Origin of the sequence: Bacillus sp. FCW2 (genome assembly GCF_021228595.1) — a bacterium.
Taxonomy (GTDB): Bacteria; Bacillota; Bacilli; order Bacillales; family Bacillaceae; genus Bacillus; species Bacillus velezensis.
In genome coordinates, this window is the sequence record NZ_CP089436.1 from 1,361,246 (window position 1) to 1,376,306 (window position 15,061).

The following is a 15,061-nucleotide window of genomic DNA, read 5'->3' on the forward strand; positions in this document are numbered from 1 at the left end:
TTTGGGTTTTTTGTTGGTTACGGAAGGTCAATCAGTTTAACGGAAACAATATCCTGAACTGAAGTCAGCTCATTGACGACTTTATCATCTAAATGTTTATCAAAAGAAAGCATCATAATGGCTTCTCCGCCTTTTTCTTTACGGCCTACCTGCATGGTAGCGATATTGATATCGTTATCGCCGAGGATGCGTCCGACGCGTCCGATTACACCAGTCGTATCCTGGTGCTGGATATAAACGAGGTGGCCGGCAGGATTTAAGTCAATATTAAAGCCGTTCAGTTCAACGATTCGTTCACCGAAGTGAGGGATATACGTAGCCGTTAACGTAAATGTGCTCCGGTCTCCGGTCACTTTTACGCTGATGCAGTTATCATATCCTGATTCATTGGAGGAAATCTTCTCGCTGAAGCTGATTCCGCGTTCTTTTGCTACACCGCCGGCGTTCACTTCATTGACCGTTGAGTCTACACGCGGTTTTAAGAAACCGGACAGCAGGCTTTTTGTAATAAATGATGTTTCAAGTTTGGCGATGGTGCCTTCATATTGAATCGCAACATCTTTGACGGGTTCCTTCATACATTGTGACACGAGACTTCCGATTTTATCGGCAATTTGGTGATAAGGCTGGATTTTTTTGAATTCATCTTTCGTCATCGCAGGCAGGTTGATCGCTGACATGACAGGCAGACCTTTTGCAAACTGCAGCACTTCTTCAGAAACCTGTGCCGCGACATTCAGCTGTGCTTCTTTCGTTGAAGCGCCTAAGTGAGGTGTGGCGATCACCAGCGGATGGTCGGGAAGTTTTGATTCAACAGGCGGTTCCACTTCAAACACGTCAAGGGCAGCGCCTGCGACATGGCCGCTTTCCAGCGCTTCCAAAAGCGCTGCTTCATCAATAATGCCGCCTCTTGCGCAGTTGATAAGACGGACGCCTTTTTTTGTTTTGGCAATGGTTTCTCTGTTAAGCAGTCCTTTTGTTTCCTTTGTTAAAGGCGTGTGGACGGTAATGATATCCGCGCTTTCAAGCACTTCTTCGAATGTCCGGCTGTTTACGCCGATTTTGCCGGCTCTCTCTTCGGTTAAGAAAGGATCGAATACATGAACCGTCATACCGAACGCTCTGGCGCGCTGGGCAATCTCGCTTCCGATCCGGCCCAGACCGACAATGCCTAAAGTCTTTCCGTAGAGCTCCGCCCCGACAAAAGCCGTCCGGTTCCATTCTCTTGATTTTACTGAGATATTGGCTTGCGGAATGTGTCTCATTAATGAAGAAATCATCGCGAATGTATGCTCTGCAGTTGAAATGGTGTTTCCATTCGGCGCGTTTATCACGATAACTCCATGTTTTGTGGCCTCATCGATGTCGATGTTGTCTACGCCGACACCGGCTCTGCCGACGATTTTTAAAGAAGTCATTTTTTTAAACAAATCTTCGGTTACTTTCGTGGCACTGCGGACTAACAGGGCATCAAAGGTATGTAATTCATCTTCTGCGTCCGCGACGTTTTTTTGAACAATTTCTATAAAGTCTGATTCCATCAGCGGCTTTAAGCCGTCATTGCTCATCTTATCTGAGACCAAAACTCGAAACATTGTTAGATTTCCTCCTAGTTTAGCTGACTAAATATCTGATAATTTATCATATTCTCAATAGAGTGTCAATGTGTATTGACGCAGTAAAGGAGAAAAGGAAACCGCAGAATCAGCTGAAAATGGGGTGTCCCCAATATTTTATATAAAATTGAGCAGTTCTCTATACAATTGCAACTTGATCATATATAATGTGAATAAATTCATAAGATCAATCTTCGGGGCAGGGTGAAATTCCCTACCGGCGGTGATGAGCATCACGCTCTAAGCCCGCGAGCTGCTTCGGCGGCAGGATCCGGTGAGATTCCGGAGCCGACAGTATAGTCTGGATGGGAGAAGATGGAGGTTCAGCAGACGTTTTGATGCTTATATCAAACGTTTCTTTGCCAAGCCTTAGTAAGCTCCCGCTTTTTAACAAAAGCGGTTTTTTTATTGGGGCGCAAAAGAACCTTTCCTCTTTTCGAGAGATTTGATCGAAAAGGAGAGAGCATTGTGAAAGTAAAAAAATTAGTTGTCATCAGTATGCTTAGCAGTATTGCTTTTGTGCTTATGCTGTTAAATTTCCCGTTTCCGGGTCTGCCGGATTACTTGAAAATTGATTTCAGTGACGTTCCTGCAATTATCGCCATTTTGGTTTACGGGCCTGCGGCGGGGATTGCGGTTGAAGCGATTAAAAATATTCTGCAGTATATCATTCAAGGAAGCATGGCCGGCGTGCCTGTCGGGCAGGCAGCCAATTTTATCGCGGGAACGCTGTTTATTCTGCCGACGGCGTTTATGTTTAAAAAGCTCAATTCTGCAAAAGGTCTTGCGGTGAGCCTGCTGGCCGGAACCGCGGCGATGACCGTGCTGATGAGTATTTTGAACTATATTCTTATCCTGCCCGCGTATACTTGGTTTTTACATTCACCGGCACTGTCAAACAGCCAGTTAAAAACGGCGGTTGTCGCAGGAATTCTGCCGTTTAACATTGTAAAAGGCATTATCATCACCATCGTCTTTACGTTCATCTTTACGAAGCTGAAACCTTGGATTGAACAAAAACGCAGCATCCAAACACAATAAAGACTGAAAGCGTCCGCTCTGTGAAAACAGCCGGACGCTTTTTTGTTTGTGCTGATCGCAAAAAATAAGACTCCGGCCGATAACAGCCGGAGTCTTATTCAGGACGAAAAAGCTCCTCTCACGGGGAGGGCTTTTTTATTCGTATTTCAGCGGGTCGCCTTCGAACGGTTCATCCGCAACTTTGATTGAATCAGTAGGGCATCCTTCAAATGCGTCAATCATATCTTCTTCCAGAACTTCCGGAACTTCGACGACGCCTTTATTTTCGTCAAGCGTAACGAACGCAATGCCTTCATCATCATAATCATAAATGTCTGGTGCCGCAGCTCCGCAGGCGCCGCATGCAATACACGTATCTTTATCTACAATTGTGTACTTTGCCATGAATAAAACCTCCCAGATTGTTCGTGTTGGAACAAATGGTTTACCTTATATATTTTTAAATATAACACCTATTCCTCTTACTTATTGTAATGATGTTAGTGTCAAATTTCAACAGAAAAATGATTGAGAATGCTTATCACATAAGGGATTCTCTTTAGCACTTCCCCCTAAAAGATGACTTTAAACGTCAAATTTATATGAAAATCTGTTAAAATAAAAAGAACCAAAAAACGAAACTTGTCACAGAAGAAATGTAGGTGTGTTTAGATTGGCGATAAACTTCTTTGATACCGTGGTTCTCGACTGTCTGGACAAAATAGACGGCGAACGGACTCCGAGTGCTGTGTTTCATTTATTAAAAGGAAAAAAGTCGTCTCAAACCATTCAGGATGCCGGCTTATTTCAGATCGCTAAATATTTCGGCATGGCTTCACAGTGTGAACGCGGCGATATTGCTGCTTCTTTGCATAAACTCACCGAGAGCTCATACATCACAGCCGGAAAAGAAGAGGGGACGTGGAAAGTGACTGCGCGCGGCGTTCAAAAGCTTGAACGGGCGTTTGCCGAGCGGCCTTGGCCGAAGCACTGCCACGGCGCGAATTATCAAACGCCTGCTGGCACCCTGTGGAGGCGGCTTTCCCTGCTCATTCAAGTCCTGTCAAACAAAGAGCATCAATGCAGTCAATATATCCCGGTTACCAACGATGTGCAGACGCTGAGATGGGTCAAACGGTTCATGCGGAAAAACAGAGATGCTAAAGAGCTTTCCGTCCAAATGCATGACGCGCTGTTTCAGCTTCTGCAAGGCGTAAGTGAACGGCAGGCGCTTATTTTTGTCTATTCTTTAACTTCATTCAACAGAATCGGCAAAACGAATAAGCAGCTCGCTCTCCAGCTGAACGAAGATGAATGGTATGTGTCCGTCCAGTTTTGGGGAGCGGTACATTATGTTATTCAATCGCTTCCGCAATGTGCATATCCCGCTCTGCGCGAGCTGCTGTCCGATCTGCAGGCGGAAAGCGCGCTGACACAGTCTGCCAGAAAAACCTTTGAGCTGTTGGAAAAAGGGTTTCCGATTGAACGGATCGCCGCGGTCAGAAATTTAAAAACCGCCACAATCGAAGATCATATCGTAGAAATATCATTGCACCAGCCTGCATTTTTTATAGAACAGTATCTTTCTGAAGAGGAACAGCGTATGATAACGGCATTTGCAAAACAGCATCAAACGAATAAAATTAAACGGATTCGCGAAGGAATGCAGATGCGCTTCAGCTATTTTCAGATCAGGCTGGCGCTGGCAAAGACGGTGAATCAGCATGACTGAGCTGCATAAAGCTTTATCCAGGTATTTTGGTTTGCATTCCTTTAAAAAAGGGCAGGAAGAGATTATGACTAGCGTGCTCCAAAAAAAAGATACGATCGCCATGCTTCCGACCGGCGGGGGAAAATCATTATGCTATCAGCTCCCGGGTTACATGATGGACGGGCTGGTGCTGATTATTTCACCGCTTCTTTCATTAATGGAAGATCAGGTGCAGCAGCTGAAAGCGAAAGGGGAAAAGCGGGTTGCGGCATTAAACAGCATGCTGAATTCCGCAGAGCGGCATTTTATCCTCAGCAACATCAGCCGGTATAAATTTCTCTATATGTCTCCTGAAGCCCTTTCTTCACCTTATGTGCTGAACCGTTTGAAAAATGTCCCGGTCAGTTTATTTGTTATTGATGAGGCTCATTGCATATCAGAATGGGGACATGATTTCAGGCCTGATTATTCGAAGCTCGGACCTTTCAGGCAGGCACTCGGAAAGCCGCCTGTATTGGCGCTGACCGCAACAGCGACAAAAGAAACGCTCAGAGACGTGACGGATGTGCTCGGCCTTGAGCATGCGGTGCGTCATCTTTATTCAGTCAACCGGCCGAATATTCTCCTGGCGGCAGAACATTTGGCGGATAATGCCGAGAAAATAAGCAGGCTCACGGAGCTTGCCGAAAAGCTTGAAGGCCCGGGTATCATATATTGTCCGACCAGAAAATGGGCGGAAGAGCTTGCGGCTGAGCTGAATGAAAAAACGGGAAAGCGGACGGATTATTATCACGGCGGAATGGATACAGGGGACAGAATCTTGATCCAGCAGCAATTTATCCATAACCAGCTTGATTGCATCTGCTGCACCAATGCGTTCGGCATGGGTGTGGATAAGTCAGATATCCGCTTTGTCATTCACTTTTATCCTCCCCAAACGGCCGAGGCCTTTATGCAGGAAATCGGCAGAGCGGGACGCGACGGCAGCCCGAGTGTCAGTATTTTGCTGAGGGCGCCCGGCGATACCGAGCTTCAGCAGCAGATTATTCAGACGGAAAGCCTGTCTGATTATGACCTGGGAGCCATTCTGGCCGTCATACGGGATGCCGGTACGGGTGATGAGCGAAAGCTTCGGGACGTTCTGATCAATAAGGGCGTCCAGGAAACACAGGCGCGAACGGCCGTCCATCTGTATCTGCAAGGAAAAACCACAAAAGAGCAGCTGCAGGAAGAACTGACATACCGCGTGGAAAAGAAGCTGCGTAAAATGAATCGTTTTTCGGCGTTATTAGAGCGGAAAGAATGTATAAGAGAAGCGCTACTGTCTTATTTTGATGAACCGTATGAGCCTGAAGGTCAAACCGGACAATGCTGCAGCAGCTGCGGACTTGATCTGGCTCCGTACGAGCAAAAAGGAGAACGTAAAAACATGGAACGGTTTGAAGATTGGAAGCTGGAATTAGGCCGGATTTTCGGTTCAGAGTCTGCGGGTGAGTTCAGCTGAGACGGCAAAGCGAATTGATCCGGCAGCTCTCAGACCGGGAGATTGTGATGCAGCTGTATGCCACCCAATTGCTCATATTGGCGGTTTCAGCTGTTATTGGCTTTTTCTTTTTCACCGACATTCACGATTTTTTAAAGCTGTGGCATATACGTGACGATAATATCATATGGTACGGTGTAACTCTTGCCGTCCTTGTCATTTTTGCCGATCTTGCGGTGATGAAATGGTGTCCTTCGCATTTATATGATGACGGCGGCATTAATGTATTGCTTTTTAAGAACAGGCCGGTTTTGCACATTTTGTTTTTGACGCTTCTCATTTCGTTCAGCGAAGAGATTTTGTTCAGAGGCGTTCTGCAGACACATATCGGCTTATGGGCCGCCAGCTTCATTTTTACCGTGCTTCATTTCAGATACTTGGCGAAGTGGCTTCTGTTTATGATGGTTGCGGGCATCAGTCTTTTGCTGGGGCTTATCTACGAATGGACCGGTAATTTATTCGTTCCGGTTACAGCGCATTTTATTATTGATGCGGTATTTGCCTGTCAGATCCGTTTTCAATATGTTAGGAGGGGTTTGCATGACGGAAATGTCAAGAGTTGAAAGAAGAAAAGCTCAGCTGCGTGCCGAGCAGCAGGTTGCCGCGGCCGCGGATGAACAAATTGAATATCTTGAAGACAGCCTCCCGACAAGACAATCTGTAAAAGAGGAGCGTAAAAAAAAGGAAGAGCAGGTGAAGGAAAAAACCAAAACAAAAACGCCGCTGTTCACTTTTCTGACCGTCCTGTTCATTATCGTAACAATCGGTGTCTTTTTCGGTCTTCTTTATATGACGAACAGCAGCAGATTTGACCCGAAGGACTATGAAGATGTCTTCATAGACCACAGTGAAAGCGCGCCTGCCGTTATTCCGAAAGGCGCTCAGAAAGAAACGTCAGAAACCGCTCTTTTAGAACAACCGAAAAAAAAGTCTGACGACAAAGATAAGAAAGAAGCGGCTGCACCTGAAAAAACAAAAGAAAAACCAAGTGAAAAACCAAGTGAAAAAACGGAAACGCCCTCAGAAAAACAAGTAAAGTCGACAGACACCGATTACGCGGAGACAAAACAGCAGTCTCCGCCGGCTGTCCGTGAAAAAGCGGCTCCGGCTGCCGCGAGTGATCAAGCCGGGACTGTCCCCAAAAAAGTGCGGACCGTACAGCATACTGTACAGCCGAAAGAAACGCTTTACCGCATTTCAATGAAATATTATAAAAGCCGGGCGGGCGAAGAAAAAATCCGCAGCTACAACGGATTAAACGGAAACGACGTGTACACCGGCCAGGTTCTGAACATTCCGCTGTCTGACTAAAATAAATGCATGTTTTCACCGTGTTTTTCATATAGTGTACCAATGAAAACGGACAAGGTGTGAAGCGCATGGATTCTTTATGGAAGCAATTAGACCGATTTGCTGACGGACCGACGAAACAAATGCTTCAGGCGCTGGTGAAACGGAAATTAAAATACGAAAATTATGCCGCACAATGCCGAAGATGGCAGTGGGCGTCCCTCGTTTGTTTTTCCCTGATGTGCATACTGCTGATGTTTAAAAGCTTTAATGCCCCCCAAGCCTCTCCGCAGCTGATTCTGCAGGAAATATTAGGCCATACGGTTTACTTGTGCTGGATTATGGCTTCCGCTTTTGCGTATTGCACTTCTTATTATTTTAAAAAAAAGGAAGAAAAAGCTGAGGGTGAATTTCATAAACTGAGATGTGAAATTATCCAAAAAAGCACGGATTTATGGCCCCAGCCTGAAAAATGGAGGGCGAGAGAATCTGTTTTTCACTTGATGAAACATCGGTATGATATCAATCTTTATTTTGAAAGCAAATAAAATGAGGCGTTTTCCGGAAAGGATAGAAACGTCTTTTTTTGTTTGTCCGTCTAATGTAAGACAATGACAGAATGGAGAGTGCGTTTATGAAGCTTACAGCGGGAATTCTCGGCTCATTGGCGGGAGCGGCTGCGGTTATGGCGGCCGTTATGTACAAAACGGCAAACGGCAGCCATCTGAAAACACATACATTTACGCTTGATAAAATGAAGGGGATGAAGCCGCTCACCATCTTTTTTATATCTGACGTGCACCGCCGTTTAATTGATGAAAAGCTTCTCCGCGAAGCGGCAGGTTATAAGCCGGATGCCGTTTTGCTCGGCGGTGATTTGGCAGAGGGCGGAGTTCCTTACGCCAGAATTGAAGAAAACATCAAACGTCTGACGGCTCTCGCGCCTGTCATGTATGTGTGGGGGAATAACGATTACGAGGTCAGCCAGCAAAAGCTGCTCTCTCTTTTACGGGCATACAAAGTGATCCCGCTGAGAAATGAATCGGTTCAGTTTGCTTATAAAGGGGAAACCGTTACAATATGCGGGGTGGATGATATCAGGATGATGATGGATGATTACGAATCTGCAATCAGATATACGGATGCTGACAAAGTAAACCTCCTGCTTTGCCATAACCCGGACATCCATGAGCAGATGAGGGAGTCAGACGGGATTGACGCTGTGTTCAGCGGCCATACACATGGCGGCCAAATCCGTTTCGGCCGGTTCGGGCCATACGAATTGGGCGGGACGGGAACGGTAAAAAAAGCGCATTACCTGATCAGCAACGGCTACGGGACGACAAAAGTTCCGCTGAGGCTCGGGGCGAAGCCGGAGACGCATATGATTACGCTGTGCGGACCGGATGAGCCGTTTTCATGAAACTAATCCGGCCGCGGTGATAAAAAACGGCGTTCTGCTTGTCTTCCCGCTGTACACGGTGTAAACTGATAACAAATTAAGAACCTATGACTCATTTATTCATATACTGTGTTATATGATTTGTGTGCAAGAAGAGGCAGGAGGGAACATTATGCGGCTTGAGCGTCTGAACTATAATAAGATTAAAATCTTTTTAACCCTCGACGATCTGACTGATCGGGGACTGACAAAAGAAGACCTCTGGAAGGACTCGTTTAAAGTCCACCAGTTATTTAAAGATATGATGAATGAAGCAAATACAGAGCTCGGCTTTGAAGCGAATGGTCCGATCGCGGTGGAAGTATATTCTCTTCAGGCACAAGGCATGGTTGTGATTGTAACGAAAAATCATGACGCGGACGCAGAAGATGACGAATATGACGATGATTATATCGAGATGCAGGTCAAACTTGACGAAAGCCCGGATATTATTTATCAGTTCCATTCGTTTGAAGATATCATTCAGCTTGCCGGAAGCCTTCACCGAATCGGGATTACCGGCGGCACTGTCTACCACTATGAGAACCAATACTATGTAAGCCTTGAAGACCTCGGCTCCCGTTCCGCCGAAGGCGTCATCGCGGTGCTGGCTGAATACGGACACCCGGCGACGATTACGATTTACAGGCTCCATGAGTACGGAAAACTCATCATGGACGGCAATGCTGTGGAGACCATCCAGAAACATTTTTCATAAAAAAAAGATTTGAAACGGCAGCTGTTTTCAGCGGCCGTCTTTTTTTAAGCGAAATAATGGAAAAATCATTGTCTTTCTTCTATGCACGGAGATATTGAAGGTGTATACTAGTCACTGAAAGGGAGCATGAGAGAAACAGAAGATTTTAGGAGGTTAACTCAAATGGCAGCCGATCGATTCACCGGTCATAATGAAGAAGACAAACATGATGTATTAAAATCAACCCAAACCGTAATACATAAAGCTCTGGAAAAATTGGGGTATCCAGAAGAAGTGTATGAACTGCTGAAAGAGCCGCTCAGATTATTAACGGTTAAAATTCCTGTTCGGATGGATGACGGGTCTGTGAAAATATTTACAGGCTATCGTGCGCAGCACAATGATTCCGTAGGTCCGACAAAAGGCGGCATTCGTTTTCACCCGAATGTAACTGAAAAAGAGGTGAAAGCACTTTCCATCTGGATGAGTTTAAAATGCGGAATTATTGATCTTCCTTATGGCGGTGGTAAAGGCGGAATTGTTTGTGATCCGAGAAATATGTCATTCAGAGAGCTTGAAAGGCTGAGCAGGGGATATGTCAGAGCAATCAGTCAGATTGTCGGACCGACTAAAGACGTCCCGGCACCTGACGTATTTACAAACTCGCAGATTATGGCTTGGATGATGGATGAATATTCAAGAATTGATGAATTTAACTCACCCGGCTTTATTACGGGAAAACCGCTTGTACTCGGCGGGTCCCACGGCAGGGAATCAGCTACGGCAAAAGGCGTTACCATCTGTATAAAAGAAGCGGCCAAGAAAAAAGGTCTCGATATTCAGAACGCGCGCGTCGTCGTACAAGGTTTCGGAAATGCGGGCAGCTATCTGGCCAAGTTTATGCATGACGCCGGCGCGAAAGTTGTCGGAATTTCTGACGCGTACGGAGGCCTTTACGATCCGGACGGTCTTGATATTGATTATCTGCTTGACCGCAGAGACAGCTTCGGAACGGTGACGAAGCTTTTCAATGACACCATTACGAATCAGGAGCTGCTTGAGCTGGACTGTGATATACTTGTCCCGGCGGCGATCGAAAACCAAATTACAGAAGAAAACGCTGACCGCATCAAAGCGAAAATCGTTGTAGAAGCGGCAAACGGACCGACGACACTGGAAGGAACGAAAATCCTGACAGACAAAGGAACGCTGCTGGTTCCCGATGTTCTGGCGAGCGCCGGCGGTGTAACGGTTTCTTATTTCGAATGGGTTCAAAACAACCAAGGCTTCTACTGGAGTGAAGAAGAAGTCGAGGAAAAACTGGAAAATATGATGATAAAATCGTTTAATAATATTTATGAAATGTCCCAAAACCGCCGGATTGACATGAGGCTTGCGGCTTACATGGTCGGCGTGCGGAAAATGGCTGAGGCTTCGCGTTTCAGAGGCTGGATATAAACCAATCGTTTGCATAAACAAAAAAAATCTCCTATGATAATATAGGAGATTTTTTATATGAGTGGAAACTTATGATGGAAATGCCAATCGCAGGAGTTGAAGGACATGACAGAAGAAAAAGCAATTATAATAGGCGGAGGTCCTTGCGGATTATCGGCGGCTATACATCTGAAGCAAATTGGCGTGAACGCGCTTGTGATCGAAAAAGGGAATGTCGTAAACAGCATTTATAACTATCCGACCCACCAAACTTTTTTCAGTTCAAGTGAAAAATTGGAGATCGGCGATGTTGCCTTTATTACGGAAAACAGAAAACCGGTCCGAATACAGGCTCTCTCTTACTACAGAGAGGTCGTCAGAAGAAAAGAGCTGCGCGTAAACGCCTTTGAAACAGTGGAGCGCGTAACGAAACAGGAAGACGGCCGTTTTCTTGTAGAAACATCAAAAGACCGCTACCTCACTCCGTTTTGTATCATTGCGACAGGATATTATGATCATCCGAATTATATGAACATCCCGGGTGAAGGGCTTCCTAAGGTATTTCATTACTTTAAAGAAGGCCATCCTTATTTTGATAAAGATGTTGCTGTGATCGGCGGGAAAAACTCAAGTGTGGACGCGGCTTTGGAACTGGTGAAGTCCGGTGCGCGCGTCACGGTGCTCTACAGAGGACATGAGTACTCCCCGAGCATCAAGCCGTGGATTCTGCCTGAGTTTGAGGCCCTTGTCAGAAACGGCACAATCCGGATGGAATTCGGCGCTTGTCTTGAAGAAGTGACGGAAGATGAAATCATTTTCCGCTCCGGCCGAAATGAGACGGTCCGGCTGAAAAACGATTTCGTATTTGCCATGACGGGATACCATCCCGATCACGGTTTCCTCGAAAAAATCGGTGTGCGGATTGATGCTGAATCAGGCCGGCCGTTTTTCCGGGAAGAAACGATGGAAACAAATGTTGACGGTGTTTTTATCGCCGGAGTCATTGCGGCTGGAAATAACGCCAATGAAATTTTTATCGAGAACGGCCGTTTTCACGGCGGCTTGATCGCAAACGAAATATCAAAACGGCTGGGTAGAGAGAGCATATGATCATTCATATGCTCTTTTTTAAAAAAATTGAAAGATGTAAAAATATGAACAACATGGTACCATAGATATAGGAATATAAAGGAAAGAGGTTGCCTGATGTTTGCAATCATCTCTGCAGGAATTGCTCCCGGCATTGCGCTGTTAAGCTATTTTTATTTAAAAGATCAGTATGACAATGAACCCGTACATATGGTGCTGAGGTCTTTTTTTCTCGGGGTTGTCCTTGTGTTTCCGACTATGTTTATCCAATATGTTCTTGAAAAAGAGCATGTGGGGGGAGGAAGCTTTTTCGTTTCGTTTTTGTCTTCGGGATTTCTGGAAGAATCGGTGAAATGGTTCGTTCTGATGATCAGTGTGTATCCGCATGCTCATTTTGATGAGCATTATGACGGAATCGTTTACGGGGCCAGTGTGTCTTTAGGATTTGCCACGCTTGAAAATATTCTGTATCTATTCGGCCACGGCGTTGAGCATGCTTTCATCAGGGCGCTTCTGCCGGTCTCCTGCCATGCGCTGATCGGAGTGATTATGGGATTTTATCTCGGAAAAGCCCGCTTTTCGCAGAAAAAAGCCCGTGTCAAATGGCTTGTGATTTCGCTGGCCGTGCCTTCATGTCTGCACGGTTCTTACGATTTTATTCTTACCGCCCTCAATCATTGGGTATATTATATGCTGCCGTTTATGCTGTTTTTATGGTGGTTCGGGCTGCGAAAGGCAAAAAAAGCACGCTCCGTCAATATGATCCAAGTGTGAAGAAACCGCGCGTCGCGTGCGGTTTCTTTTTTATGCCTTGACAGGGGATAAGAAGGAAACGTGCATAAAAATAACCTCGTGACAGACAATACGGGTACACTTTAAATTTTGCAGTAGGAGGCTTGAAGAGATGAAGTGCAAAGGAGCCTTTATGGCATGTCTCATTCTATTTTCTTTCGCCGCCGCTTTCTTCGATCATCATGAAACGGTTCATGCGTTTTCAAATCAAGTGATTCAAAGAGGCGCGACGGGTGATGATGTTATAGAATTGCAGGCCCGTCTTCAATATAACGGATTTTATAACGGGAAAATCGATGGTGTTTACGGCTGGACCACATACTGGGCCGTGAGGAATTTTCAGGAGAAATTCGGCATGAAGCCGGTTGACGGCCTCGTCGGCGCGAAAACCAAACAGGTGCTGATTTCTAAATCAAAATATTACCGTGAATATGTAATGGAGCAGATCCAAAAAGGGAATACGTTCACTCATTATGGCAACGTCCCATTGGAAAACCAAACAAAACCGAGAGCCGGAACGCAGAAGCCGGCGGGAACGAATAAGCCTGCTCAAAAGCCGCAAAACAATACAGGCGGTCAGTCAAATCAAAAGCAAAATACGACAGCGGCCAATATGCCTGGCGGTTTCTCAAACAACGACATCAATCTTTTGGCACAGGCTGTGTACGGGGAAGCGCGCGGTGAGCCGTTTGAAGGGCAGGTTGCCATCGCCGCGGTTATTTTAAACCGTATTAAAAGCCCGTTATTTCCGAATACGGTGGCCGGCGTCATTTTCGAACCGCTCGCGTTTACCGCTGTTGCCGACGGCCAAATATATATGCAGCCGAACGAAAGAGCAAAAGAAGCGGTTCTTGATGCGATCAACGGCTGGGACCCTTCTGAAAACGCGATTTATTATTTCAATCCTGATACGGCGACAAGCAAATGGATTTGGGGACGTCCGCAGATAAAAAGAATCGGAAAACACATTTTCTGTGAGTAAAAGTACGCAAAATGAGGTGTTAACATGATTAGAGGAATCATTATCGCCGTTCTCGGTGTCGCAATCGCCGCAACCGGATATTGGGGATATAAAGAACATCAGGAAAAAGATGCGGTCCTTCTGCATGCGGAAAATAATTATCAGAGGGCTTTTCATGAATTGACGTACCATGTAGATCAGCTTCACGACAAAATCGGGACGACGCTTGCGATGAACAGTAAAAAATCTCTGTCTCCGGCGCTCATTGATGTATGGAGAATAACATCTGAAGCTCATAACAATGTGAGCCAGCTGCCGCTGACTCTCATGCCTTTTAATAAGACGGAGGAGTTTTTATCCAACATAGGAGATTTCAGCTATAAAACATCCGTCCGGGATTTAGACCAAAAACCGCTTGATAAGAAAGAATATACAACGCTGAACAGCCTGTACAAACAGGCGGAGAACATTCAAAACCAGCTCCGCAGCGTTCAGCATCTCGTCATGAGCAAAAATTTACGGTGGATGGATGTTGAGATGGCGCTCGCTTCTGACAAAAAACAAAGCGATAATACGATCGTCGACAGCTTTAAAACAGTCGAAAAAAATGTAGGCGCTTTTTCTGAAGACAGCATCAGCCCCACATTTACGGGAGCAAATACAGAACGAAAAGGTTTTACGCATCTGAAAGGAAAACAAATTACGGAAAAAGAAGCGGTCAAAATCGCGCAACGGTTTGCGCCTGATCATAATTATTCAATTAAAGTGGTCAAAAGCGGCAGGAAGACGAATCGGGACGTATACAGCATCCGCATGAAAGACGCCGACAACAAGTCTTTTATCTATATGGATATTACCCAAAAAGGCGGACATCCGGTCTATTTGATTCAAAAACGGGCCGTGAAGAAACAAAAGATCAGCCTCAATGAAGCATCTAACCGGGCCGTCGCGTTTTTAAAGAAAAATGGATATGAAACAAAAGGCCTCGAAATTGATGAAAGCGCGCAATATAATAACATCGGCGTCTTTTCTTTTATCCCAGTAGAGAAAAATGTCCGCATTTATCCGGAAGCCATCCGAATGAAAGTGGCGCTGGATGATGGTGAAGTCGTCGGTTTTTCCGCGCGTGATTACCTGGCGGCGCACCGCACGAGAACGATTCCGGCTCCCGCTTTGTCAGCTGATGAAGCGAAAGCGAAGCTGAATAAAAATGTTGAAGTGCGGGAGACCCGGCAGGCGCTGATCACGAATGAACTCGGTCAGGAAGTGCTTTGCTACGAAATGCTCGGAACGATCGGGAAAGACACGTATCAAATGTTCATCAATGCGGACGACGGAAAAGAGGAAAAAATAGAAAAGTTAAAAAGTGCAGAACCTATATATAAAGACCTATAAAAATAAAGGAGGAAAGGACTAAAAGTCTTTTCCTTTTTTTCGTTACATGCTTTAATAAAAGCATAAATA

The 15,061-nt window shown here is 45.6% G+C and carries 15 protein-coding genes and 1 riboswitch; of the genes, 13 read left to right on the forward strand and 2 right to left on the reverse strand.

Annotated features, from left to right (window positions below; genetic code table 11):
• Positions 1-17: 17 nt before the first annotated feature.
• Complete coding sequence (serA, locus tag K3G25_RS06865) at positions 18-1,595, reverse strand: phosphoglycerate dehydrogenase (RefSeq protein WP_017418054.1); 1,578 nt, start codon at positions 1,593-1,595, stop codon at positions 18-20.
• 207 nt (positions 1,596-1,802) lie between these two features.
• Positions 1,803-1,937: riboswitch (FMN riboswitch) on the forward strand.
• A 147-nt stretch (positions 1,938-2,084) separates the two neighbouring features.
• Here serA and K3G25_RS06870 point away from each other — a divergent pair.
• Positions 2,085-2,657 (forward strand): riboflavin transporter FmnP, encoded by a 573-nt coding sequence (locus tag K3G25_RS06870; protein ID WP_003153402.1) that lies wholly within the window; start codon positions 2,085-2,087, stop codon positions 2,655-2,657.
• A gap of 135 nt (positions 2,658-2,792) precedes the next feature.
• Here K3G25_RS06870 and K3G25_RS06875 read toward each other — a convergent pair whose 3' ends face one another.
• Positions 2,793-3,041: a ferredoxin gene (locus tag K3G25_RS06875; protein WP_003153403.1), complete on the reverse strand. Its 249-nt coding sequence runs from the start codon at positions 3,039-3,041 to the stop codon at positions 2,793-2,795.
• 268 nt (positions 3,042-3,309) lie between these two features.
• Here K3G25_RS06875 and K3G25_RS06880 point away from each other — a divergent pair, with 268 nt between their 5' ends.
• The 12 genes from K3G25_RS06880 to ypeB all read left to right on the forward strand — a co-directional run bounded on the left by K3G25_RS06880 (position 3,310) and on the right by ypeB (position 14,992).
• The gene (locus K3G25_RS06880; RefSeq protein ID WP_014418274.1) at positions 3,310-4,368 is read left to right on the forward strand and encodes a YpbB family protein; all 1,059 of its coding nucleotides are present in this window, start codon (positions 3,310-3,312) and stop codon (positions 4,366-4,368) included.
• Positions 4,361-5,851, forward strand: a complete 1,491-nt coding sequence (locus K3G25_RS06885) for a RecQ family ATP-dependent DNA helicase (RefSeq protein ID WP_017418052.1) — start codon at positions 4,361-4,363, stop codon at positions 5,849-5,851. Before K3G25_RS06880 ends, K3G25_RS06885 begins: the two co-directional genes overlap by 8 nt.
• A 14-nt stretch (positions 5,852-5,865) precedes the next feature.
• On the forward strand, positions 5,866-6,453 hold the full coding sequence (locus tag K3G25_RS06890; RefSeq protein ID WP_007409441.1) for a CPBP family intramembrane glutamic endopeptidase: 588 nt from the start codon (positions 5,866-5,868) through the stop codon (positions 6,451-6,453).
• Complete coding sequence (locus tag K3G25_RS06895; RefSeq protein WP_029973638.1) at positions 6,431-7,201, forward strand: LysM peptidoglycan-binding domain-containing protein; 771 nt, start codon at positions 6,431-6,433, stop codon at positions 7,199-7,201. Before K3G25_RS06890 ends, K3G25_RS06895 begins: the two co-directional genes overlap by 23 nt.
• A gap of 68 nt (positions 7,202-7,269) precedes the next feature.
• The gene (locus K3G25_RS06900; protein WP_007409443.1) at positions 7,270-7,728 is read left to right on the forward strand and encodes a YpbF family protein; all 459 of its coding nucleotides are present in this window, start codon (positions 7,270-7,272) and stop codon (positions 7,726-7,728) included.
• An 86-nt stretch (positions 7,729-7,814) separates the two neighbouring features.
• A complete protein-coding gene (locus K3G25_RS06905) occupies positions 7,815-8,603 on the forward strand; it encodes a metallophosphoesterase (protein ID WP_029973639.1) in 789 nt (262 codons plus the stop codon).
• A gap of 151 nt (positions 8,604-8,754) precedes the next feature.
• Positions 8,755-9,339, forward strand: coding sequence for a genetic competence negative regulator (locus K3G25_RS06910; RefSeq protein WP_003153412.1), 585 nt, complete (start codon positions 8,755-8,757; stop codon positions 9,337-9,339).
• A gap of 162 nt (positions 9,340-9,501) precedes the next feature.
• Positions 9,502-10,776 (forward strand): NAD-specific glutamate dehydrogenase, encoded by a 1,275-nt coding sequence (gudB, locus tag K3G25_RS06915; protein ID WP_003153413.1) that lies wholly within the window; start codon positions 9,502-9,504, stop codon positions 10,774-10,776.
• A 105-nt stretch (positions 10,777-10,881) separates the two neighbouring features.
• Positions 10,882-11,865 (forward strand): YpdA family putative bacillithiol disulfide reductase, encoded by a 984-nt coding sequence (locus tag K3G25_RS06920; protein WP_014418270.1) that lies wholly within the window; start codon positions 10,882-10,884, stop codon positions 11,863-11,865.
• Between the two features lie 96 nt (positions 11,866-11,961).
• Positions 11,962-12,618: a glutamic-type intramembrane protease PrsW gene (gene prsW / locus K3G25_RS06925; protein ID WP_003153415.1), complete on the forward strand. Its 657-nt coding sequence runs from the start codon at positions 11,962-11,964 to the stop codon at positions 12,616-12,618.
• Between the two features lie 130 nt (positions 12,619-12,748).
• The gene (gene sleB, locus K3G25_RS06930; RefSeq protein ID WP_007409447.1) at positions 12,749-13,618 is read left to right on the forward strand and encodes a spore cortex-lytic enzyme; all 870 of its coding nucleotides are present in this window, start codon (positions 12,749-12,751) and stop codon (positions 13,616-13,618) included.
• Positions 13,619-13,642: 24 nt separating this feature from the next.
• On the forward strand, positions 13,643-14,992 hold the full coding sequence (ypeB, locus tag K3G25_RS06935) for a germination protein YpeB (RefSeq protein WP_007409448.1): 1,350 nt from the start codon (positions 13,643-13,645) through the stop codon (positions 14,990-14,992).
• Positions 14,993-15,061 lie beyond the last annotated feature (69 nt).